20 protein-coding genes are annotated in these 21138 nt (G+C 65.3%); 15 read left to right on the forward strand and 5 right to left on the reverse strand.

Annotation, left to right across the window (positions count from 1 at the left end):
• Positions 1–28: 28 nt before the first annotated feature.
• The 8 genes from BMY30_RS02885 to BMY30_RS02920 all read left to right on the forward strand — a co-directional run bounded on the left by BMY30_RS02885 (position 29) and on the right by BMY30_RS02920 (position 8886).
• Positions 29–1156, forward strand: coding sequence for an ABC transporter ATP-binding protein (locus BMY30_RS02885; protein WP_089710769.1), 1128 nt, complete (start codon positions 29–31; stop codon positions 1154–1156).
• Between the two features lie 10 nt (positions 1157–1166).
• Positions 1167–2090 carry an ABC transporter permease gene (locus BMY30_RS02890; protein WP_089710424.1) on the forward strand — a complete coding sequence of 308 codons (924 nt, stop codon included), beginning with the start codon at positions 1167–1169 and terminating at the stop codon, positions 2088–2090.
• The gene (locus BMY30_RS02895; RefSeq protein WP_089710425.1) at positions 2087–2884 is read left to right on the forward strand and encodes an ABC transporter permease; all 798 of its coding nucleotides are present in this window, start codon (positions 2087–2089) and stop codon (positions 2882–2884) included. Before BMY30_RS02890 ends, BMY30_RS02895 begins: the two co-directional genes overlap by 4 nt.
• Positions 2885–2925: 41 nt before the next feature.
• Positions 2926–3990: an ABC transporter substrate-binding protein gene (locus BMY30_RS02900; RefSeq protein WP_089710427.1), complete on the forward strand. Its 1065-nt coding sequence runs from the start codon at positions 2926–2928 to the stop codon at positions 3988–3990.
• Between the two features lie 56 nt (positions 3991–4046).
• Positions 4047–5414, forward strand: a complete 1368-nt coding sequence (locus BMY30_RS02905; protein WP_089710429.1) for a glutamine synthetase family protein — start codon at positions 4047–4049, stop codon at positions 5412–5414.
• A gap of 125 nt (positions 5415–5539) precedes the next feature.
• Positions 5540–6628: an ABC transporter substrate-binding protein gene (locus BMY30_RS02910; protein ID WP_170840057.1), complete on the forward strand. Its 1089-nt coding sequence runs from the start codon at positions 5540–5542 to the stop codon at positions 6626–6628.
• 152 nt (positions 6629–6780) lie between these two features.
• Positions 6781–8073, forward strand: coding sequence for an NAD(P)/FAD-dependent oxidoreductase (locus tag BMY30_RS02915; RefSeq protein ID WP_089710431.1), 1293 nt, complete (start codon positions 6781–6783; stop codon positions 8071–8073).
• Between the two features lie 213 nt (positions 8074–8286).
• Positions 8287–8886 (forward strand): glycine zipper 2TM domain-containing protein, encoded by a 600-nt coding sequence (locus BMY30_RS02920; RefSeq protein WP_089710433.1) that lies wholly within the window; start codon positions 8287–8289, stop codon positions 8884–8886.
• Between the two features lie 94 nt (positions 8887–8980).
• Here BMY30_RS02920 and BMY30_RS02925 read toward each other — a convergent pair whose 3' ends face one another.
• A complete protein-coding gene (locus BMY30_RS02925; RefSeq protein ID WP_089710435.1) occupies positions 8981–10357 on the reverse strand; it encodes a glutamine synthetase family protein in 1377 nt (458 codons plus the stop codon).
• 256 nt (positions 10358–10613) lie between these two features.
• Between BMY30_RS02925 and BMY30_RS02930 the strand changes: the two genes are divergently transcribed.
• The 4 genes from BMY30_RS02930 to BMY30_RS17520 all read left to right on the forward strand — a co-directional run bounded on the left by BMY30_RS02930 (position 10614) and on the right by BMY30_RS17520 (position 14636).
• Positions 10614–11381, forward strand: coding sequence for a gamma-glutamyl-gamma-aminobutyrate hydrolase family protein (locus BMY30_RS02930; protein ID WP_089710437.1), 768 nt, complete (start codon positions 10614–10616; stop codon positions 11379–11381).
• A 28-nt stretch (positions 11382–11409) separates the two neighbouring features.
• Positions 11410–12810 carry an aspartate aminotransferase family protein gene (locus tag BMY30_RS02935; RefSeq protein ID WP_089710438.1) on the forward strand — a complete coding sequence of 467 codons (1401 nt, stop codon included), beginning with the start codon at positions 11410–11412 and terminating at the stop codon, positions 12808–12810.
• A complete protein-coding gene (locus BMY30_RS02940; protein WP_089710441.1) occupies positions 12807–14309 on the forward strand; it encodes an aldehyde dehydrogenase in 1503 nt (500 codons plus the stop codon). The genes BMY30_RS02935 and BMY30_RS02940 overlap by 4 nt, the downstream gene beginning before the upstream one ends.
• A gap of 156 nt (positions 14310–14465) precedes the next feature.
• A complete protein-coding gene (locus BMY30_RS17520; protein ID WP_139195462.1) occupies positions 14466–14636 on the forward strand; it encodes a DUF6435 family protein in 171 nt (56 codons plus the stop codon).
• 9 nt (positions 14637–14645) lie between these two features.
• Here BMY30_RS17520 and BMY30_RS02945 read toward each other — a convergent pair whose 3' ends face one another.
• Genes BMY30_RS02945 through gatC form a run of 4 tightly spaced genes read right to left on the reverse strand, consistent with a single transcriptional unit; the run spans position 14646 to position 18477 of the window.
• A complete protein-coding gene (locus BMY30_RS02945) occupies positions 14646–15197 on the reverse strand; it encodes a cupin domain-containing protein (RefSeq protein WP_089710443.1) in 552 nt (183 codons plus the stop codon).
• A 26-nt stretch (positions 15198–15223) separates the two neighbouring features.
• Positions 15224–16678 carry an Asp-tRNA(Asn)/Glu-tRNA(Gln) amidotransferase subunit GatB gene (gatB, locus tag BMY30_RS02950; protein WP_089710445.1) on the reverse strand — a complete coding sequence of 485 codons (1455 nt, stop codon included), beginning with the start codon at positions 16676–16678 and terminating at the stop codon, positions 15224–15226.
• Positions 16678–18138: an Asp-tRNA(Asn)/Glu-tRNA(Gln) amidotransferase subunit GatA gene (gatA, locus tag BMY30_RS02955; RefSeq protein ID WP_089710447.1), complete on the reverse strand. Its 1461-nt coding sequence runs from the start codon at positions 18136–18138 to the stop codon at positions 16678–16680. Before gatA ends, gatB begins: the two co-directional genes overlap by 1 nt.
• Before the next feature lie 51 nt (positions 18139–18189).
• On the reverse strand, positions 18190–18477 hold the full coding sequence (gene gatC / locus BMY30_RS02960; protein ID WP_089710449.1) for an Asp-tRNA(Asn)/Glu-tRNA(Gln) amidotransferase subunit GatC: 288 nt from the start codon (positions 18475–18477) through the stop codon (positions 18190–18192).
• Between the two features lie 181 nt (positions 18478–18658).
• On the opposite strand from gatC, the gene BMY30_RS02965 reads away from it, so the two are divergent.
• The 3 genes from BMY30_RS02965 to mreD are packed head-to-tail and all read left to right on the forward strand — an operon-like array spanning position 18659 to position 21115.
• Positions 18659–19696 carry a rod shape-determining protein gene (locus BMY30_RS02965; RefSeq protein WP_040187615.1) on the forward strand — a complete coding sequence of 346 codons (1038 nt, stop codon included), beginning with the start codon at positions 18659–18661 and terminating at the stop codon, positions 19694–19696.
• A gap of 58 nt (positions 19697–19754) precedes the next feature.
• The gene (gene mreC, locus BMY30_RS02970) at positions 19755–20627 is read left to right on the forward strand and encodes a rod shape-determining protein MreC (RefSeq protein ID WP_089710451.1); all 873 of its coding nucleotides are present in this window, start codon (positions 19755–19757) and stop codon (positions 20625–20627) included.
• Positions 20627–21115, forward strand: a complete 489-nt coding sequence (gene mreD / locus BMY30_RS02975) for a rod shape-determining protein MreD (RefSeq protein WP_089710453.1) — start codon at positions 20627–20629, stop codon at positions 21113–21115. The genes mreC and mreD overlap by 1 nt, the downstream gene beginning before the upstream one ends.
• Positions 21116–21138: the final 23 nt, after the last annotated feature.

Raw genomic sequence — 21138 nt, forward strand, 5'->3', positions numbered from 1 at the left:
GGCCAGCGAGAATCGAGAGGGCACCCCCATGAGCGACCCCATCACGGCGGAAGCCATCGAGCCACCGGCCGAACCTTCGGCGGGGCAGGCGGAACCGGGCGAGACGGCCCGTCAGGCTGCTTCCATCGAGATGAAGGGTCTGCACAAGCGCTTCGGCCGCGATACCGTGGCGCTGGACGGGGTCGACCTCACCATCGAGGCTGGTGAGTTCTTCACCCTGCTCGGCCCCTCGGGCTGCGGCAAGACCACCCTGCTGCGCATCCTCGCCGGCCTCGAGGAGGCCGACGACGGTCGGCTAGCTATCGGCGGCAAGGACATCACCGAGGTGCCACCCCACAGGCGCAGCGTCAACACCGTCTTCCAGTCCTATGCGCTCTTCCCGCATCTTTCGGTGCGCGAGAACCTGGCCTTCGGCCTCAAGATGCGTGGCATGCTGCCGGGGGAGCGCGATGCCCGGGTGGCGAAGATTGCCGAGTTCATCAAGCTGGGTGATCTGGTGGACCGCCCCGTCGACCAGCTCTCCGGTGGCCAGCGACAGCGCATCGCCCTGGCCCGCGCCCTGGTCAACGAGCCCGATGTGCTGCTGCTCGACGAGCCGCTCTCGGCACTGGACGCCGGCCTGCGCAGCCAGCTGCAGGTCGAGCTGTTGCGGGTCCAGAAACGCCTGGGGATGACCTTCGTCTTCGTTACCCATGACCAGCAGGAAGCCATGGTAATGTCCGACCGCATCGCCGTACTCAACGGCGGCGTCATCCAGCAGGTGGGCCCACCTCGCGAGGTCTATGAGCACCCGGTGAATGCCTTCGTCGCCCGCTTCATGGGCCACGACAACCTCTATCCGGTCACCGCCCGCCAGGGCGCGCGCCTGACCACGCCGCTTGGCGAACTCACCACCGAGGACGCCGGGGAGGGCAGCCTGCTGCTGATCCGCCCGGAGACCCTGGACCTGCTGCCCGGCGAGGTGGCGGGCGACAACCACTTGCCGGCTACGGTCAGCGAGCGGCTCTACCGCGGCAGCCATGCCGAGTACCGTCTCGAGATCGGGTCGAGCACCCTGCAGGCGACCCTCAACAACCGCGGCAGGCACCTGCCCGAGGTGGGGGATCGGGTCACGGTCTCGGTGGCCCCCGAAGACCTGGTCACCCTGAGCGAGTGAGGAGTCGCACATGGCCTACACCGGCGTAACACCCTCCGCTCGCAGTCGTGGCATGGTGCGCGAGGCACGCCACCTGCTGCTCACTGTGGCCCCTGGGGCTACCTGGATCGTGATCTTCCTGGTGCTGCCCAGTGCCTACCTGATGGGCGTGGCCTTCATGACCAATGGCCCTTACGGCCTGCCCGAGATGCCGCTGTCGCTGGAGTCGTTCCGGCGCCTGGCGGGCTTCGGCTTCCTGGGCTGGAGCCCCGGCAATCTCTACACCCTGCTGCGCTCGCTGTGGCAGACGCTCGTCTCCACCGGCCTGGTGGTGATCGTCGCCTATCCCATCGCCTACTACATCAGTACCTGTCGAGCCAGATGGCGGCCGATCATGCTGCTGCTGGTGGTGGTGCCCAGCTGGACCAACCAGGTGATCCGCACCTTCGGCTGGATGAACCTGCTGGCACCAGGCACGCCGCTCTCCAACCTTGCCGAGGGACTTGGCTTCATCGCTCCCAACATGGGGCTCTATCCCTCGAACTTCGCGGTGACCCTGGGCCTGGTATACAACTTCCTGCCGTTCATGGTGTTGCCGCTCTACGCCGCCTTCGAGAAACTCGACACCGCCCAGGTGGAGGCGGCTCAGGACCTCTTCGCCTCGCCTGTACGCGCCTTCTGGCACGCCGTCTTTCCCCAGACCCTGCCAGGATTGCTGGCCGGCATCGTGCTGGTGGCGATCCCCGCCTTCGGCATGTACGTGATCCCGGAGCTGCTTGGTGGCGGCAAGGGCATGATGCTCGGCAACCTGGTGGCCAACCAGTTTGCGGGTGGGGCCAACTGGCCACTGGGGGCGGCCGGGGCAATCCTGATGCTGATCGCCACCTTCATCGGGCTATTCGCCATGCGTCGCATCGGCAAGCGCCTGGGCGGCGGCGAGGAGGTGGTGATATGAGAAAGCGAACCTTCAAGCGCTGCCTGACCGGTTTCTGGTGGTTTACCCTGGTCTTCCTCTACCTGCCCCTCGCCGTGGTGGTGCTGTTCTCCTTCAATGCTTCCAACAGTGCGGCCACCTTTACAGGTATCTCGCTGCGCTGGTATGGCCGCCTGATGGGCAACGAGGAGATCCTCTCGGCCTTTGCCAACAGCATGATCCTGGCCATCACCTCCTCGGTAATCGCGCTGGGGATCGGCTGCCGGATCGGCTACGGCATGTATCGCCATCGTCACCGCAAGCTGGGGTGGCTGATCGTGCTGATCTACCTGCCCATCGTGCTGCCCGACATCGTCTTCGGGATCTCGGAGATGGCCTTCTTCGTGCAGATTCACCGCCTGACCGGCTTGCTGCAGCCGGGGCTGGGGACCATGATCATCGCCCACGTGACCTTCCAGATCCCCTTCGTGGCGCTGATCGTCTACTCGCGATTCGTGGGCCTGGACCCGACACTCTTCGAGGCCGCCAAGGATCTGTACGCCACGCCGATCAAACGAGTGGTGCACTTCATGCTGCCGACCATCAAGCCTGCGTTGATCTCCGCCTTCTTCCTCTCCTTTACGCTGTCGGTGGATGACTTCGTGATCAGTTTCTTCACCGCGGGTCCCGAGAGCGCGACCCTGCCGATCTACATCTGGGGGGCAATCAAGAAGGGGGTGTCGCCCGAGATCAACGCCATCGCTACCCTGATGATCGGCGCGGTAGCCATCGCTGCCGTCATCAGCCTAGTGTTTAGCCGTCGCCGGCAGGCATGAGCCGGCCAATCCCTCCCTAGGGGAAACGAGGAGAGTCCGAGATGACAATCAACAAGACCGCACTTGCCCTGTCCGTCGGCGCCGTGATGTTTGCCGGCAGCCTCCAGGCCCAGGAGAACAAGCTCTATCTGTTCAACTGGACCGAGTACATGGACCCCGAGATCATCGAGGCCTTCGAGGAGAAGTACGACGTCGAGGTCGTGCAGAACTACTTCAACTCGCTGCCCGAGATGTTCGCCAAGCTCAATGCCGGCGGGGTCTCGCAGTACGACATCATCGTACCGTCGAACTACTATGTGCCGCGGCTGATCCAGACCGGCCTGGTGCAAAAACTCGATAAGTCGAAGCTCGAGAACCTCGACAACGTCATGGAGCAGTTCCGCGACCCGGCCTTCGATCCCGGTGCCGAGTACACTGCGCCCTACCAGTGGGGCACCACCGGCATCGTCTACAACAGCGAGACCTTCCCGGATGCGCCCAAGAGCTGGTCGCTGCTGTTCGATCCCGAGGTCAATCCCGACCACCCCTTCGCCCTGATGGGCGACGGCCAGGTCAGCATGGGTGGCGCCTGCGCCTACCTGGGCCACGGCTATGACTGTACCGACATGAATGCCTGGAAGGAGGCTGCCCGGCTGCTTATCGACACCAAGGGGCGCGACACCTTCAGTGGCTTCACCGACGGCACGCCGGCGCTGCAGCAGCTGGCCCGGGGCGTGACCCACGTGGGGCTCTCCTACAACGGCGACTACCTCTTCTTCAAGGACGAGGATCCGGAGACCTTCGAGAACCTGGCGTTCATGATTCCCGACGAGGGCGCCGAGATGTGGGTGGACTCGATGCTAATCCCCTCCGAAGCGCCCAACCCGGGCATGGCCCACAAGTTCATCGATTTCATTCTCGATGCCGAGGTAGGGGCACAGCTTTCCAACTACAACTATTACGCCAGCCCTAATGCCGCCGCCGCGCCCTATCTGGATGAGGTGCTGACCGAGCCGCCCGTCCAGCCCAGCGATGAGGACATGGAGCGACTGCGATTCACCCCCAGCCTGGAAGGCGATGCCCTGCAGACCTTCCAGCAGCTGTGGTCCGAGGTCCAGTCTCGCTGAGCGCAGGACCCCCGGCATCGTGCCGGGGGTCCGCCATTCCCGGCAAGGAAATTCCCATGAGTAACCGACAGGAACAGCCGCTCCTCAACGACTGGTTCCAGAATTACGGCATCACCGAGGTGGAGTGCCTGGTCAGCGACCTGACCGGTATCCTCAAGGGCAAGATCATGCCCGCCGGCAAGTACCTCAACGGCGGGCGTCCACGCCTGCCCGACTCGATCTTCATCCAGACCGTCACCGGCGGCTATCCGGACGATGAGGACATCCGCTTCTGGAATCCCGCCGAACGAGACATGGAGCTGGTGCCCGACGCAAATGCTATCTACCTGGTGCCCTGGGCCGAGGATCCCACGGCACAGATCATCCATGACTGTTTCTACCTGACCGGCGAACCGGTGGAGCTGGCGCCGCGTTATGTGCTCAAGCGTGTGCTGGAGCTCTATGCCGCCCGAGGCTGGACGCCGGTGATCGCTCCGGAGGTGGAGTTCTACCTGGTCAAGACCAATACCGATTCCGACTACCCGCTGGAGCCGCCGATCGGACGCACCGGTCGCCAGGAGAGCAGCCGCCAGTCGTTCTCCATCGATGCGGTCAACGAGTTCGACCCGCTGTTCGAGGAGATGTACGACTACTGCGAGGCCATGAACCTCGACCTCGATACCCTGATCCACGAGGAGGGGGCGGGCCAGATGGAGGTCAACTTCCAGCATGGCGACCCCCTGGCGCTGGCCGACCAGGTGGTGATGTTCAAGCGCACCCTGCGCGAGACGGCGCTGCGCCACGGCATGTATGCCACCTTCATGGCCAAGCCCATGGCCAATGAGCCGGGCAGCTCCATGCATATCCATCAGAGCCTGCTCGATGCCAAGGATGGACACAACGTCTTCGCCGACGCGGAAGGTCAGCCGAGCAAGCTGTTCCACCATTTCATCGGCGGCCTGCAGCGCTACCTGCCCTCAGTGATGCCGCTGCTGGCTCCCAACGTCAACTCCTACCGACGGCTGATGCGCACCGAGACCAGCGGCTCGGCCCCGATCAACGTCGAGTGGGGCATGGACAACCGCACCGTGGGACTGCGCGTGCCGGTCTCCGGCCCCGAGGCGACGCGCGTCGAGAACCGCCTGGCAGGTGCCGACGCCAATCCCTATCTGGTGATGGCGGCGTCGCTGGCCTGCGGCTACCTGGGCCTGCTGGAACGCCTCGAACCCCGCCCGCCGGTGACGGGCTCCGCCTGGTCCGGTGGCAACAAGCTCCCCGACGACATCGGACCGGCGCTAGACCTGCTGCACGACTGCCAGCCCCTGGCCGATATCCTCGGCGAGCGCTTTACCCACAGCTACCTGGCGGTCAAGCGTGCCGAGCATCGCGCCTACTTCCAGGTCATCAGCTCCTGGGAGCGGGAGCATCTGTTGTTGAGAGTGTAGGTCCAGGCTCACTGGGCTAACGCGCAGAGCCTGTGAATATCGGCAGCAAGGGACGCGACAGCGACAAACAGAAGGCAAGTCCATCGCAAGGGCCTCCCTTGCAGCTATCGACGAGGAAGCGTGGCATGAAACAGAAAAACGTGGTGCGGAGTCGCCTGGCACGGCTGGCAGCGCTGGGGCTGATGGGCGCGAGCATGACCGTGACAGCCCAGGAGGGGCAGCTCAACCTGTTCAACTGGTCGGACTACATGGACCCGGCCATCATCGACGCCTTCGAGACGGAGACGGGCATCGAGGTGGTGCAGAACTACTACAATTCGAACGCCGAGCTCTTCTCCAAGCTCACCGCCGGGGGCGATGCCCAGTATGACCTGATCGTACCCTCGGATTACTTCGTGCCACGCTTGATCGATGCCGGCCTGATCCAACCACTGGCCGCAGAGGGCGAGGGGCTAGAGGGGCATGACAATATCCTCGATGAGTTTCGCGCACCGAGTTACGACACCGATGGGACTTATACGGTGCCCTACCTGTGGGGCGTGACCGGCGTAATCTACAACCGCGAGACCTGGCCGGAACCCGAACCCAGCTGGGGTTTGCTCTACGACCCCGAGGTCAACGACGACTATCCCTTTGCCCTGCTCAAGGGTGATGCCCAGTTCACCTTCGGCACCGCCTGCGCCTTCCAGGGTGCCGGCTTCGATTGCGTGGGGCAGGAGCCTTGGGTCGACGCGGCCAGGCTGGTCATCGAGACCCGCGGCCGTGACAATTTCGTTGGCTTCGTCGACGCCACGGCCGCCATCGAGCAGGTCGCCAGCGGGGTGATTCATGCCGGCATCGCCTATAACGGCGACCTGGCCGGTAAGCGCGCCGAAGACCCCGAGACCTATGGCAAGCTGGGCTTCTTCATCCCCGAGGAGGGGTCCCAGCGTTGGGTGGACGTGCTGGCGATTCCCGCGCGTGCCCCCAGCCCTGATGCCGCCAGGGCCTTCATCGAGTACCTGCTACGGCCCGAGGTGGCGGCGCAGCTGGCCAACTACAATTTCTACACGACACCCAACGAAGCGGCCCTGCCTCTGGTCGATGATGCCCTGCGTGAGCCCCAGGTGATGCCTGACGAAGAGGCTCGCCAGCGGCTGCATTTCACCCCCTCGGTGAGCGGCCAGGAGCTCGAGCTGCTCCAGGAACTGTGGAGCGAGGCACGCAGCCGCTGATTCCATTATCCAGGCAGATGACAATAGCCGGAGGAATCCCCTCCGGCTATTGTCGTTGGCAATTATTCCATGTCGTATTTATTGCCATTTCGCATAAATCGCGCATAGCATGGGTGTGAGTGTCGAATAAAATTGTCATCAAGGGGGGTGTCATGTCTGTCTCTTTCGAGCGCGATCACGCTGCGTCCTGGTATGCCGACACCGCCAATGCCGCGCCCGAGCGCCCCGCCCTGGAGGGCGAGGTCAGTTGTGACGTTTGCGTGGTGGGGGCGGGATTTACCGGTATCTCCGCCGCCCTGCACCTTGCCGAGCGCGGTTTCTCGGTGGTGGTGCTGGAGGCGGTGAGGGTCGGCTATGGCGCCTCGGGTCGCAACGGCGGCCAGATCGTCAACAGCTACAGCCGCGACATGGATGTCATCGAGAAAAAGTACGGCCTGGATACTGCCCGAGCCCTCGGCGACATGGCCTTCGAGGGCAATCGCATCATCCGTGAGCGGGTCGAGCGCTACGCCATCGACTGCGACCTCAAGGACGGCAACCTCTTCGCCGCCTGCAACGACAAGCAGATGCAGGCGCTTCGCGAGCACAAGTCGCTCTGGGAGCACTACGGCTATCGGGAACTAGAACTGCTGGAAGGAGGGGCGGTGAAGCGCGAGGTCGACTCCGAGCGCTACACCGGCGCCCTGGTGGACCACGGTGGCGGCCACCTGCATCCACTCAATCTGGTGCTGGGCCAGGCGGCGGCTTTCGAGTCGCTAGGCGGCCGTATCTTCGAAACGTCGCCGGTGACCGGCCTGGAACACGGCGAGCCGGTGATAGTGCACACCGCCGGCGGCAGCGTGAGGGCCGAGCGGGTGGTGATGGCCGGCAATGCCTACCTCAAGGGCGTGCTGCCCGAGATCGAGAGCCGGTCAATGCCCTGCGGCACCCAGATCATCACCACCGAGCCGCTGGGCGAGGCGCGCGCCCGGGCCCTGATTCCCAATGGTCTGGCGGTGGAGGACTGCAACTACCTGCTCGACTACTATCGTCTGACCCGTGACAACCGGCTGCTCTATGGCGGCGGGGTCAACTACGGCGGTGATGACCCGAGTGATATCGAGAGCGTCATTCGTCCCAAGATGCTCACGACCTTTCCCTCACTTGCCGACGTCAAGGTGGACTACGCCTGGAGCGGCACCTTCCTGATGACGCTCAACCGCCTGCCACAGTTCGGGGTGGTCAACGACAACGTCTACTATGCCCAGGGCTACTCGGGGCATGGCGTTACCTGCACCCACCTGGCCGGACGGCTGATTGCCGAGGTGATGACGGGCCGCGAGGAACGCTTCGATGCCTTTGCCGGCCTGCCCCATCCGCCGTTCCCCGGCGGCCGCCTGCTGCGCGTGCCGCTCTCGGCCATCGGCGCCTGGTACTACCAGACCCGCGACAAGCTCGGAGTTTGAAAGTCAGTAACCTCCGACGGTGTTGCCCTCGTCATAGATATCGATCCGCGTGACGGCCTGTCAGGCGATTAGCACCCGCCCCATGTCACCTTCGCTGTCTCCTTCAGGCAACAGCTAGGGAGAGAATGTGCAAGCCTTCTCCCTCGCCATCGCGGCAGGATTCGTAGGCGTATACTGGGGCTCTGGCGTTCCACGCCCTTCAGGAGGTGACAGATGAGCAAGTCGATCGTGGTAGGTTCTACCTTGGCCGTACTGGGGCTTGGCGGACTGGCCTTCGGCGCGTTCCAGCTCCAGGACCAACAGCGCGGCCCCGAGTACGCCGAGATCACCAATGTCGAGACCCTGACGCGTACGGTGGAGACTCCCCGCGAGGTCTGCGAGCAGGTGGTCGTGCAGTCGCAGCCGGAGGCACCGTCCGGGCAGGGTGCCAGCCGTGATCCCCACCGCGTGGTGGGTACCGCCGCCGGTGCCATCGTCGGCGGCCTGCTCGGCAACCAGGTCGGCGGTGGTAGCGGCAAGAAGATCGCCACCTTGGCCGGTGCCATCGGCGGCGGCCTGGCTGGCCGTGAGGTACAGGAACGCGTGGAGGCACGCCAGCATGCCCAGGCGGCACAGTCCCAGCCAGTGACCACCACTCGCGAGGAGTGCCGTACCGTAGTCGACACCCATCAGGAGACCGAGGGCTATGAGGTCACCTGGCGCCACGGCGAGACGCTCGAGACCAGCCGTCTGGACAGCCCGCCCCAGGGCGACCGGGTGTTGCTCGAGGAGGGGCGCCCGCAGTGGCATGCCGCCTCTTCGCAGGGGGGCTGAACGAGCACCCGATTCGTCATCAACGTTCGTTACCAACGACAGCACCCCGGCCAGTAATGGCCGGGGTGCTGTCGTTGTCGAGGGCGAGGGCCGCTCAGACGTGGCGCAAATACCAGTCGTACTCGAGCTTGCTTACCGCCTGAATGGCCTGGTCGCGCTCGGCCCGGCGATTGGCCAGGTAAACCGCGAGGAAGTTTTCACCCAGCGCCTCTGCCAGGGGCGCGCTCTGCTCCAGCAGGTCCAGGGCCTGGCGCCAGCTGTTGGTCAGGCTGGGCGCGGCCTGCTCATAGGCGTTGCCGGTGATGGACAGCGGCGGTGTCAGGCGCCGTTGAAGCCCATGGTCGATAGCGCCGAGTAGGGTAGCCAGCAGCAGGTAGGGGTTGACGTCGGCACCGGCCACGCGGTGTTCGATGCGCCTTGCTGCATTGGGTCCGGAGGGGATACGCAACGCCACCGAGCGGTTGTCATACCCCCAGGTCGGAGCCATGGGCACATAGAGCCCAGCCTGGAAGCGGCGGAAGGAGTTGAGGTTGGGGGCGAAGAGCGCCATGGAAGCCGGCATCAGTTCGAGCAGCCCCGCCACGGCGTGATGTAACAGCGGCGTGCCGAGCGGGTCGCTGTCCTCGGCCGCGAAGACGTTGTTTCCAGCCTCGTCGAGAAGGCTGATATGCACATGGGTGCCGTTGCCGGCCTCCTGGCCATAGGGCTTGGCCATGAAGGTGGCTTCGAAACCGTGGTGCAGGGCCACGCCCTTGATCAGGCGCTTGAGCAGCACTGCGCTGTCGCAGGCCGCCAGGGCGTCATCGCAGTGAACCAGGTTGATCTCGAACTGTCCCGGGGCGCACTCCTTGAGGGCAGTGTCCAGCGGCAGCTGCTGGGTCCGGGCGGCGGCATGGATCTCCTCCAGCAGGTCGGCGTACTCGTCGAGCTCGTTGATCGAGTACAGCTGGCTCTGGGCGGCCCGCTCGCCGGTAGCCGGCGAGCAGGGGGGTTGGATCATGCCCAGGGCGTCCCGGGTGCGATCGACCAGACTGAACTCCACCTCCACGGCCACTACCGGCGTAAGCCCGGCGCGGCGGAAGCCCTCAAGCACTCGGTCGAGCACCTGGCGGGGATCGGCGAAGAAGGGCGACCCGTCGGCTTCGCTCATGGTCATCAGTAGTTGCGCCTGGCGGGCGTCGCGCAGCCAGGGGCTTGGCATCAGAGTGCCAGCCACTGGATAGCAGACTCGGTCGCTATCGCCGCTCGAGAGGCCCAGGCCCGTGGCCTCGATGGTATTGCCCAGGATGTCCAGGGCGAATACCGAGGCGGGTAGATTGACCCCATCGCTGAAGGCCTTCTCGAGGTTGTCGCGGGGAATGCGCTTGCCGCGCAGCACGCCGTTCAGGTCGCTGATCAGCAGGTCGATACTGTCGACGTCGGGATGGCGGTCGAGAAAGTCTCGGGCCTCATCGGCTGGCAAGGAAGGCATGGGCCACCTGTCGTCTGTAGGTCATCGTTCGATGGCTGTCATCTTTGAATCACGGGTCTATGTTGTCAAATCTTTTACGCGTGGCGGCAAAATTAGATGGCCGCTGTACCTTCTTTATATCCGTCAATTGTATTAACGACAAAGGGTTGTCGGTAATCGGCCCTGGCGTAGCAGGATCAGGGGTTGGCAAGGTTAATCAACGGCGTTATGTTGAGGAAAGCATGACAGCCATCACACGTGTTTCGAGGAGACCGCCATGCGCACTCGACCCTTGGTAGGCGTGATCGCCTGCCGCCGTGAGGTGGAAGGTCACCCCGCGCACATGGTCACCGACAAGTACCTCTCCGCCTTGCGCGACTATGGCCTGGCGCCGGTGATCCTGCCGGTGTGGGAAGGTGAGGTGGAGAGCGCCCTGCTGGCCTCTCTCGATGGCCTGCTGCTCACCGGCAGCTACAGCAATGTCGAGCCGCAGCGTTACGGTGCCGAGCGTGCACCGGAGAACACCCGGGACGACATCCATCGCGATGCCGCGGTCCTGCGCTGGATTCCCGCCGCCCTGGACCTGGGCTTGCCGTTGCTGGGCATCTGTCGCGGCTTCCAGGAGCTCAACGTGGCCTTCGGCGGCACCCTCCACCAGGCCTTGCAGCAGGTGCCCGGTCGGTTCGACCACCGCGAGCCAGAGGGCGATCGCGAGATGAAATATGCCCCGGCCCATGACATCGCCATCGTGCCGGGCGGACAGCTGGCTGCGCTCTATCCTGAACCGGCCTCACGAGTAAACTCCCTGCACCAGCAGGGCATCGCCGAGTTGGGGCTGGGGCTCATCGCCGAGGCCGCAGCCCCGGACGGCCAGATCGAGGCGATCTCGGTGGCCGGTGCTCCTGGCTTCGCTTTGGCGGTGCAGTGGCACCCCGAGTGGAAGCCCCGCGAGCATCCGCTCCATGACGCCCTGTTCCGAGCGTTCGCCACGGCCAGTGAGGCCTATCGTGGCGCGCGTGTCTCGCCACAAGCCGTCGACGCCTGAGGCCAGCGGTCCGACTCGGAGAGCCAGCATGCTGCATTCGCTTCAAGCCCTGGACCGTGCCCACCACCTGCACCCGTTCACCGACTTCAAGGCATTGGGCGAGGAGGGTAGTCGCGTCATCGAGCGCGCCGAGGGGGTCTATATTTACGATGCCGAGGGCAATCGAATTCTCGATGGTATGGCGGGCCTGTGGTGCGTCAACCTTGGCTACGGGCGCGAGGAGCTGGTGGAAGCCGCCACCGAACAGATGCGCCAGCTGCCCTTCTACAACACCTTCTTCAAGACTACGCACCCGCCGGTGGTGAAGCTGGCCGCGAAGCTCTGCTCCCTGGCGCCTGCAAACCTCAACCACGTCTTCTTCACCGGCTCCGGCTCCGAGGCCAACGACACAGTGCTACGCATGGTACGGCGCTACTGGGTAGTCAAGGGCAAGCCCGAGAAGCAGTGGGTGATCGGCCGCGAGAACGGCTACCACGGCTCCACGGTGGCGGGCTTGAGCCTGGGCGGCATGGCACCGATGCACGACCAGGGCGGCCCCCGCGTGCCGGGTATCACCCACGTTCGCCAGCCCTACTGGTTTGGAGAGGGGCGGGTTGGAGAAGAACGTCAGGACCCCGAGGCCTTCGGTCGCCAGTGCGCGGCGGCGATCGAGGAGAGAATCCTCGAACTCGGCGAGGACAAGGTTGCGGCCTTCATCGCCGAGCCGGTGCAGGGCGCCGGCGGTGCCATCATTCCGCCGGAGAGCTATTGGCCGGCGGTCAAGGCGGTGCTGGCCAAGTACGACATCTTGCTGGTAGTGGACGAGGTGATCTGCGGCTTCGGTCGTCTGGGTGAATGGTTCGGCAGCGTCCACTATGACCTCGCCCCCGACCTGATGCCCATCGCCAAGGGGCTTTCGTCCGGCTACCTGCCGATCGGCGGAGTGCTGGTCGGCGATCGGATCGCCGACACCCTGATAGAGGAGGGCGGCGAATTCTTCCATGGCTTCACCTACTCCGGTCATCCGGTATGTGCCGCGGTGGCTCTGCGTAACCTGGAGATCATGGAGGCCGAAGGCGTGGTCGAACGGGTCCGCGACGAACTGGGGCCCTATCTTGCGCGCCGCTGGGCCACGCTTACCGACCACCCCCTCGTCGGTGAGGCCCGCTCGCTGGGGCTGATGGCGGCTCTGGAACTCATCGACCCGGCCAGCGGCGAGCGCTTCGACGAGGCTTTGACCGCGGGTAACCTCTGCCGCGACATCAGCTTTCGCCGTGGCCTGGTGATGCGCTCGGTGGGTGATACGATGATCATCTCCCCGCCTTTGGTGATCAGCCACGAACAGATCGACGACCTGGTGTCCCTGGCTCGGGAGGCGCTGGATGAGACCGCGCGATGCCTGGCGCCGAGGGTCGCCGATGAACCGCCTACCGAGGAGAAACCCGCATGAGCCGTTCCGAAGCCCCCAAGACCCTGGCCGATTGGCAGGCCCTGGCCGCCGGCCTGAGCCTCGAGTCGCGTGCCTTCATCGACGATGCCTTCGTCGAGGCCGCCAGCGGCGAAACCTTCGAGACCCTCAATCCGGCGACCGGCGAGCTGCTGGCCCGGGTTGCCAGCTGTGAAGCCCCCGACGCCGAGTTGGCGGTAGGCCATGCCCGTGCGGCCTTCGATGGCGGCGCCTGGTCGCGTCTGGCCCCTGGCAAGCGCAAGAAGGTGTTGCTGCGCCTGGCCGACCTGATGGAGGCCAACAAGCACGAGTTGGCACTACTCGACACCCTGGACATGGGCAAGCCGGTAAACAGTTCGCTGGGCGACATGGCGGGCGCCATCGGTTGCATACGCTACCAGGCGGAGTGCATCGACAAGCTCTACGGCGAGGTGGCGCCCACTGGCGAGGAGGCCCTGGCGCTGGTGCTGCGCGAACCGCTGGGGGTGGTGGCCTCCATCGTGCCGTGGAACTTCCCTCTGATGATGACAGCCTGGAAGATCGCCCCGGCGCTGGCCGCCGGCAACAGCGTCATCCTCAAGCCCTCGGAAAAATCGCCGCTCTCGGCACTGCGCCTGGCCCAACTGGCCAAGGAGGCGGGCCTTCCTCGTGGGGTCTTCCAGGTGCTGCCAGGCTTCGGCCATACCGTGGGCAAGGCACTCGCGCTCTCCACGGAAGTGGACTGTCTCTCCTTCACCGGCTCCACTGTCACCGGCAAGCAACTGATGCAGTATGCCGGCCAGTCCAACCTGAAGAAGCTCTACCTGGAGTGCGGCGGCAAGAGCCCGAATATCGTCTTCGCCGACTGCAAGAATCTCGATAGCGTTGCCAAGCATGCGGCAGCGGCGATCTTCCACAACCAGGGCGAGGTATGCATCGCCGGTTCACGCCTGCTGGTAGAGAACAGCATCCGTGATGCCTTCGTGGAAAAGGTGTTGGCCGCCGCCGAGAATATGCAGCCCGGCGATCCGCTTGACCCCGAGAGCTTCATGGGTGCGATCGTCGACGAGGCACAGCATCGCCGCATCCTCGACTACATTCGCCGCGGGGTGGAGGAGGGAGCCCAGCTGCGCTCCGGCGGACAGGCGCTGGACGGCAAGGGGCTGTTTATCCCGCCCACGGTATTCGACGGCGTGACCCCGGCGATGGCCATCGGCCGCGAGGAGATCTTCGGTCCGGTGCTCGCGGTGTTCGGCTTCGACAGCGAGGAAGAGGCCATCGCCATGGCCAACGACAGCGACTATGGCCTCGCCGCCGGGCTATGGAGCCAGGATATCGACCGCATCATGCGCGTCACGCGCCGGCTGGCGTCCGGCCAGGTGTTCGTCAACAACTGGGCCGGCGGCGACCAGACCATGCCTTTCGGTGGCGTCAAGCAGTCCGGCAACGGCCGCGACAAGTCCCATCACTCCCTGGAGGAATACTCCGACCTCAAGAGCGTCTGGATATCGCTGGCGACCTGACGCCTCTTGAACCAGTTAAGACACGACGAGGTCGGCGCCATGGTGCTGGCCTCTTTGCTTTTGTGTATGGCGTATCAGTTTTGTATAGCTATTGCATAGATATTCGTCGTCGCGACGAGTAGCCTGTCGGAATATTCCCTGGCAGGAGCATTGACCATGTTCGGATTCTTCAAGAGCGACCCCACCAAGAAGCTGCAGAAGGCCTACGAGCAGAAGCTCGAGCAGGCCATGCTGGCCGCCCGCAATGGCGACATGCGCGCCAACGCCACCCTCACCGAGGAGGCGGAGGCACTGCTCGAGGAGATCGAGAGGCTGAAGTCCTCCTGAGGCGGTGTTTCAGAACGCCCTAGCAGGTGTGGCGCAGCTGACCAGGCGGCAGGGCTCGCTGCCGGGGTTGCGGAAGCGGTGCGGGACCTTGGTGTCGAAGTAGTAGGCCTCGCCGGGACCCAGCAGGCGGGTCTCGGCGCCGATGGTGATCTCGATCTCGCCCTCCAGCACCACGCCGGCCTCCTCGCCCTGGTGGGTGATCATTTCCCGGCCGGTGTCGGCCCTGGCGGGATAGGTCTCGATCATGAAGGCCAGGGCGCGGCTGGCGCGGTTGGCCCCCACCAGCTTGTAGATGACATCCCCCGAGCCCACGTCGGCGAGCTCGTCGGCCGTGTAGAACACCTGGTTGCGGCTTTCCAGGTCCATGGTGAAGAAGTCCCCGACGCTCATGGGAATGGCGTCGAGGATCTTCTTCAGCGAGCTGACCGAGGGGCTCACCTTGCCCTGCTCGATCAGCGACAGGCTGGAGTGGGTGACCCCGCAGCGCTTGGCCAGCTCGCGCTGGGAGATGCCCTTCAGGGTGCGCAGGGCGCGCAGCCGTGAGCCCACATCATCCGACATCCGGTTCTCCTGTCTTCAGCCCGGGATCAGCACAGCGCGTCGAGCTTCTCTTTCAGCAGGGCATTGACCTGCTGAGGGTTGGCGGTGCCGCGCGAGGCCTTCATCACCTGACCGACGAAGTAGCCGATCATCTTGCCGCGCTTGTCGGGCTCGGCGTCGCGGTACTGGGCCACCTGGGCGGGGCTGTCGGCGATGACCTGGTCGATCATCGCCTCGATGGCGCCGGTGTCGGTGACCTGCTTGAGCCCCTTGGCCTCGATCACCTCGTCGGCGTTCGCCCCCTCGCCGTGCCACAGCGCCTGGAAGACCTCCTTGGCGGCCTTGCCGTTGATGGTGTCATCCTTCACCCGGGCGACCAGCTCGCCGAGCTGGGTCGCCGAGACCGGACTGTTCTGGATTGGCAGCCCCTCGCGGTTCAGGGCGCCGGAGAGCTCGCCCTGTACCCAGTTGGCGGCCAGCTTGGCATCGCCGCAGACCTCCTTGACCGCCTCGAAGTACTCGGCCATCGCGCGGCTCGCCGAGAGCACCCCGGCGTCATAGGCGGAGAGGCCCAGCGCGTTCTGGAAGCGGGCGCGCTTCTCGTCGGGCAGCTCCGGCAGGTTGTCGCGAAGGTGATCGACATAGGCCCGGTCGAGCACCACCGGCAGCAGGTCGGGGCAGGGGAAATAGCGGTAGTCGTTGGCCTGCTCCTTGGTACGCATGCTGCGGGTCTCGTCGCGCTCGGGGTCGAACAGGCGGGTCTCCTGGACGACTTCGCCGCCGTCCTCGATCAACTCGATCTGACGCTCCACCTCGAAGGCGATGGCGCGCTCGACGAAGCGGAAGGAGTTGACGTTCTTGATCTCGGCGCGAGTGCCGAAGCTCGCCTGACCCCGGGGGCGGACCGAGACGTTGACGTCGCAACGCATCGAGCCCTCGGCCATATTGCCGTCTGAAATCCCGAGATATGTCACGATGGAGTGAATCGCCTTGAGGTAGGCTGCGGCCTCCTTCGCCGAGCGCATGTCCGGCTCTGAGACGATCTCCAGCAGCGGGGTGCCGGCACGGTTCAGATCGATGCCGGTCATGCCCTGAAAATCCTCGTGGAGCGACTTGCCGGCATCTTCCTCGAGGTGGGCATGATGAACGCGGATGCGCTTGGTCTCGCCATCCTCCAGGGTGATCTCCACTTCGCCGGGTCCGACGATGGGGTGGTACATCTGGCTGGTCTGGTAGCCCTTGGGCAGGTCCGGGTAGAAGTAGTTCTTGCGGTCGAACACCGAGACCTCGGGGATCTCGGCGTGGATCCCCAGCCCGAACTGCACGGCCATGGCCACCGCGGCCTCGTTGAGCACCGGCAGCACGCCGGGCAGCCCCAGGTCGACGGCGCAGGCCTGGCTATTGGGATCGGCGCCGAAGGCGGTGGAGGCGCCGGAGAAGATCTTCGACTTGGTGGCTAGCTGGACGTGGACCTCCAGCCCGATCACGGTTTCCCATTGCATCAGAGGGTCTCCTCGGCAAGCGCGGGACGACGCAGGTGCCAGTCGGTGGCCTGCTGGAACTGGTGGGCGACATTGAGCAACCGCGCCTCGGCGAAATGGGTGCCGAGGATCTGCAGCCCCACCGGACGGCCTCCAGCGAAGCCGGCCGGCACGCTGATGCCGGGGATGCCCGCCAGGTTGATGGCGATGGTGTAGATGTCCTGCAGGTACATCGAGACCGGATCCTTCTTGGCGCCCAGGTCGAAGGCCGGAGTCGGCGAGGCCGGGCCCATCAGCACGTCGACCTCGTCGAAGGCATCCAGGAAATCCTGGCGGATCAGTCGGCGGACCTGCTGGGCCTTCTTGTAGTAGGCGTCGAAGAAGCCCTCGGAGAGAGTGTGGGTACCCATCAGGATGCGTCGCTTGACCTCCTCGCCGAAGCCCTCAGCGCGCGAGCGCTTGTAGAGATCCGTCAGGTCTTCTGGGGCGTCGCAGCGGTGGCCGAAGCGCACCCCGTCGTAGCGCGCCAGGTTGGATGAGGCCTCCGCCGGGGCGATGACGTAGTAGGCCGGGATGGCATAGTGGGTGTGCGGCAGACTGATCTCGCGCACTGTGGCCCCCAGCGACTCAAAGACGCCGATCGCCTCGCGCACGGCGCTTGCCACCGTGGGATCGAGGCCGTCGCCGAAGTACTCCCGCGGTAGGCCGATCCTCAGCCCGGCCAGGGGCGCGTCGAGCTCCTGGATATAATCGGGCACGCCGCGGGCCACGCTGGTTGAGTCACGCAGGTCGTGGCCGGCGATGGCGCCAAGCAGGTGGGCGCAGTCCTCGGCGGTGCGTGCCAGGGGCCCGGCCTGGTCGAGGCTCGAGGCGTAGGCGATGATGCCGTAGCGCGAGACCCGTCCGTAGGTAGGCTTGAGGCCAGTGATGCCACAGAAGGCGGCCGGCTGGCGGATCGAGCCGCCGGTGTCGGTGCCCATGGCGGCAGGCACCAGGCCCGCGGCCACGGCGGCAGCGCTGCCGCCGGAGCTGCCGCCCGGCACGGCATCGGAGTCCCAGGGGTTCTGCACCGGGCCGTAGAAACTGTTCTCGTTGGACGAGCCCATGGCGAACTCGTCCATGTTGGTCTTGCCCAGGCTCACGGTTCCGGCGGCGGCGAGCTTCTCGACCACGGTGGCGTCGTAGGGCGAGATGAAATTGTCGAGCATCCTCGAGCCGGCACTGGTCTTGACGCCCGCGGTGCAGAAGATGTCCTTGAGCGCCAGGGGCACCCCGGTCAGCGGGCCGGCGTTGCCGGAAGCGCGGTCGGCATCGGCCCGGTCGGCAGTGGCCAGGGCCTGTTCGGCGGTCACGGTGATAAAGCTGTTGAGGTCGCCGTCGAAGCGGTCGATGCGTGCGAGCAGCGCCTGGGTGAGCTCGCGGCTGGAGAACTCGCCGCTGGCGAGGCCGGCGGCGAGTTCCGTCAGAGTCTTGTCATGCATGGGCCCTGGGCTCCGTGATGGCTTGCCGGAAACGGATGGGAATGGCACGGATCATTCGACGACCCGTGGGACCAGGTAGAGGCCCTGCTCCACCGCCGGGGCACAGCGCTGGAAGCGGCTGCGCTGGTCGGTCTCGGTGACCTCGTCGGCACGCAGCCGCTGGGTGGTCTCCAGGGGATGGGCCAGCGGTGCGACCCCCTCGGTGTCCAGGGTCTGAAGCTGGTCGACCATTGCCAGGATGCGCCCCAGGTCGTCCAGATAGTGGGCCGCCTCGTCATCGTCCAGGCCGAGCCGGGCCAGGTGGGCGGCCCTGAGAACGTCTGCGTGTTCAAGCGCCATGATCGGATGTCCTCGACAGGGAGTGGGTCAGGGAAATGACCGCAGAAGGTACCACATCCGCCGCCTCGCTGGCAGGTCCGGGAAATGCCTCGCGCCGCGGGACTTTGCTTGATGCAGGGGGGCCGCGGTGATACCGTTTGCATCCGCACTGGGTTCCCGGACTGCACTAGGTAACGACTCCATGTTCAAACGCTTGAGGGGGCTGTTTTCCAGCGATCTATCGATCGACCTGGGGACGGCCAATACGCTGATCTATGTCCGCGGTCGCGGCATCGTGCTCGATGAGCCGTCGGTCGTGGCGATTCGCCAGTCCGGCAACATGCGCAGCGTGGCCGCGGTGGGTGCCGATGCCAAGCGCATGCTGGGTCGGACTCCCGGTAACATCACCGCCATCCGCCCGATGAAGGACGGCGTGATCGCTGACTTCACCGTCACCGAGCAGATGCTGCAGTACTTCATCCGCAAGGTGCACCAGAGCACTTTCCTGACGCCGAGTCCTCGTGTGCTGGTCTGCGTGCCCTGCATGTCGACCCAGGTCGAGCGCCGTGCCATCAAGGAGTCCGCCGAGGGCGCCGGCGCGCGTGAGGTGTTCCTGATCGAGGAGCCGATGGCGGCCGCTATCGGTGCCGGCCTGCCGGTGGAGGAAGCCCAGGGCTCGATGGTCGTCGATATCGGCGGCGGCACCAGCGAGATCGCCATCATCTCGCTCAACGGCGTGGTTTACTCGGAATCCATCCGTGTCGGCGGCGATCGCTTCGACGAGGCGATCACCGCCTACGTGCGCCGCCACTATGGCAGCCTGATCGGCGAGGCCACCGCCGAGCGCATCAAGGAAGAGATCGGCTGCGCCTATCCGGGCGGCGAGCTGCGCGAGATCGACGTGCGCGGCCGCAACCTGGCCGAGGGGATCCCGCGCAGCTTCACGCTCAATTCCCACGAGATCCTCGATGCTCTCCAGGAGACCCTGGGCTCCATCGTCGCTGCGGTGAAGAGTGCCCTCGAGCAGTCACCGCCGGAACTGGCCTCGGACATCGCCGAGCGCGGCCTGGTGCTGACCGGCGGCGGAGCGCTGCTGCGCGATCTCGACAAGCTGATCGCCGAAGAGACCGGCTTGCCGGTGATCGTCGCCGAGGACCCGCTGACCTGTGTGGCTCGGGGTGGCGGCAAGGCCCTTGAGATGATCGACCAGCATACCTTCGAGTTGCTGTCCAGCGACTGACTCGGGGGGACGCCCTATCAAGCCGCTGTTCTCGCATGGACCGCTGCCGGGCTATCGCATGCTGCTGTGCGTTATCCTGGCCTCGGCACTGATGTTCGCCGATACGCGCTTCAGTCGAATGGAGCCCGTGCGGGCCCAACTCTCCACGCTTGTTGCGCCCATCCAGTGGCTGGTCAGCCTGCCCAGCGATGTCCTCAACTGGGCCTCGCTGGCACTTTCCGACCAGCGTGCACTGCTGGACGAGAACCGCCGCCTTCGCGAGCAGATCCTCACGCTGTCGCACCGGGTGCAGCGCATGGCCAGCCTGACCGCCGAGAACGTGCGGTTGCGCGAGCTGCTTGCGGCGACCCCTCAGCGCGAGATGCGCTATATCACCGCTGAACTGCTGTCGCTCGACCCCGATCCCTTCACCCATCAGATGGTGATCGACCGCGGCCGCCGCGATGGTGTCTACGTCGGCCAGCCGGTACTGGATGCCGCAGGGCTTGTCGGCCAGATCACCGCCACCTCGGCCTATTCCAGCCGCGTGCTGTTGCTGGCCGATGCGAGTCATGCCCTGCCGGTGCAGGTCAATCGCAACGGGCTGCGTTTCGTCGTTCAGGGGGCGGGCAGCTACGAGGCCCTCAACGTCCGGCATGTGCCCGATACGGCCGACATCCGCAAGGGTGATCTGCTGACCACCTCGGGGCTGGGCGGGCGTTTCCCGCCGGGCTATCCGGTAGCCCGGGTCACGGCAGTGGTCCATGATCCGGGTCAGCCCTTTGCCCGGGTCACCGCCGCGCCGGTGGCGCAGCTTCAGCGCTCCCGACATTTCCTGCTGCTGTTTCCGCCCGCTCCCCCCGCCGCGCCTCCCGAAGGCGAACTGGCTGCCCCGGCCCTCGAGGCCGCCCGTCATATTGGCACGGCGCCAGCCGACGAGGAGGCGCGCTGATGGCGACATCCCCGCCCGCCAACCTGCTGTGGATCTGGATCACGCTGCTGCTGGCCCTGTGCCTGCAGGTGATGCCGCTGGCTGATGGCTGGCAGGTGTGGCGGCCCGACTGGCTGGGCCTGATGCTGATCTACTGGTGCATGCGCGAGCCGTTCAGGGTCGGCGTCTTCCACGGCTTCGTGCTCGGCCTGCTGCTGGATCTCATCGAGGGCGCGCCGCTGGGGCAGAATGCCCTGCTGCTGTCGCTGCTGGCCTTCCTCTGTGCCATGGTCTACTCGCGCTTCAGGGCCTATTCGCTGGTCCAGCAGGCGGTGCTTATCTTCGTGCTGCTGGGCATGGTCCAACTGGCCGAGCAGTGGCTCAGGGCGCTCTTCGGGCCCTTCTCGATGCACCTCTCCTTCCTGCTCTCCGCGCTGATCGGGGGCGTGCTCTGGCCCTGGCTCACCACCCTGTTCGAGGCGTTGGGGCGCCGCTTCGCTCGCGACTGATCCACGTACCACCCGCCTCTGGA

Origin of the sequence: Halomonas daqiaonensis (assembly GCF_900109725.1) — a bacterium.
Taxonomy (GTDB): domain Bacteria; phylum Pseudomonadota; class Gammaproteobacteria; order Pseudomonadales; family Halomonadaceae; genus Halomonas; species Halomonas daqiaonensis.

Excerpts from the sequence above, each read along its gene's own strand:
- BMY30_RS02885 (WP_089710769.1), top strand. The coding sequence starts at position 29 with ATGAGCGACCCCATCACGGCGGAAGCCATCGAGCCACCGGCCGAACCT.
- gatA (WP_089710447.1), bottom strand. The coding sequence starts at position 18,138 with ATGCATGACAAGACTCTGACGGAACTCGCCGCCGGCCTCGCCAGCGGC.
- gatC (WP_089710449.1), bottom strand. The coding sequence starts at position 18,477 with ATGGCGCTTGAACACGCAGACGTTCTCAGGGCCGCCCACCTGGCCCGG.
- BMY30_RS02935 (WP_089710438.1), top strand. The coding sequence starts at position 11,410 with ATGCTGCATTCGCTTCAAGCCCTGGACCGTGCCCACCACCTGCACCCG.
- mreD (WP_089710453.1), top strand. The coding sequence starts at position 20,627 with ATGGCGACATCCCCGCCCGCCAACCTGCTGTGGATCTGGATCACGCTG.
- BMY30_RS02945 (WP_089710443.1), bottom strand. The coding sequence starts at position 15,197 with ATGTCGGATGATGTGGGCTCACGGCTGCGCGCCCTGCGCACCCTGAAG.
- BMY30_RS17520 (WP_139195462.1), top strand. The coding sequence starts at position 14,466 with ATGTTCGGATTCTTCAAGAGCGACCCCACCAAGAAGCTGCAGAAGGCC.
- BMY30_RS02925 (WP_089710435.1), bottom strand. The coding sequence starts at position 10,357 with ATGCCTTCCTTGCCAGCCGATGAGGCCCGAGACTTTCTCGACCGCCAT.
- BMY30_RS02890 (WP_089710424.1), top strand. The coding sequence starts at position 1,167 with ATGGCCTACACCGGCGTAACACCCTCCGCTCGCAGTCGTGGCATGGTG.
- BMY30_RS02930 (WP_089710437.1), top strand. The coding sequence starts at position 10,614 with ATGCGCACTCGACCCTTGGTAGGCGTGATCGCCTGCCGCCGTGAGGTG.
- BMY30_RS02905 (WP_089710429.1), top strand. The coding sequence starts at position 4,047 with ATGAGTAACCGACAGGAACAGCCGCTCCTCAACGACTGGTTCCAGAAT.
- BMY30_RS02900 (WP_089710427.1), top strand. The coding sequence starts at position 2,926 with ATGACAATCAACAAGACCGCACTTGCCCTGTCCGTCGGCGCCGTGATG.
- BMY30_RS02940 (WP_089710441.1), top strand. The coding sequence starts at position 12,807 with ATGAGCCGTTCCGAAGCCCCCAAGACCCTGGCCGATTGGCAGGCCCTG.
- gatB (WP_089710445.1), bottom strand. The coding sequence starts at position 16,678 with ATGCAATGGGAAACCGTGATCGGGCTGGAGGTCCACGTCCAGCTAGCC.
- BMY30_RS02910 (WP_170840057.1), top strand. The coding sequence starts at position 5,540 with ATGAAACAGAAAAACGTGGTGCGGAGTCGCCTGGCACGGCTGGCAGCG.
- BMY30_RS02915 (WP_089710431.1), top strand. The coding sequence starts at position 6,781 with ATGTCTGTCTCTTTCGAGCGCGATCACGCTGCGTCCTGGTATGCCGAC.
- BMY30_RS02895 (WP_089710425.1), top strand. The coding sequence starts at position 2,087 with ATGAGAAAGCGAACCTTCAAGCGCTGCCTGACCGGTTTCTGGTGGTTT.
- BMY30_RS02920 (WP_089710433.1), top strand. The coding sequence starts at position 8,287 with ATGAGCAAGTCGATCGTGGTAGGTTCTACCTTGGCCGTACTGGGGCTT.
- mreC (WP_089710451.1), top strand. The coding sequence starts at position 19,755 with ATGCTGCTGTGCGTTATCCTGGCCTCGGCACTGATGTTCGCCGATACG.
- BMY30_RS02965 (WP_040187615.1), top strand. The coding sequence starts at position 18,659 with ATGTTCAAACGCTTGAGGGGGCTGTTTTCCAGCGATCTATCGATCGAC.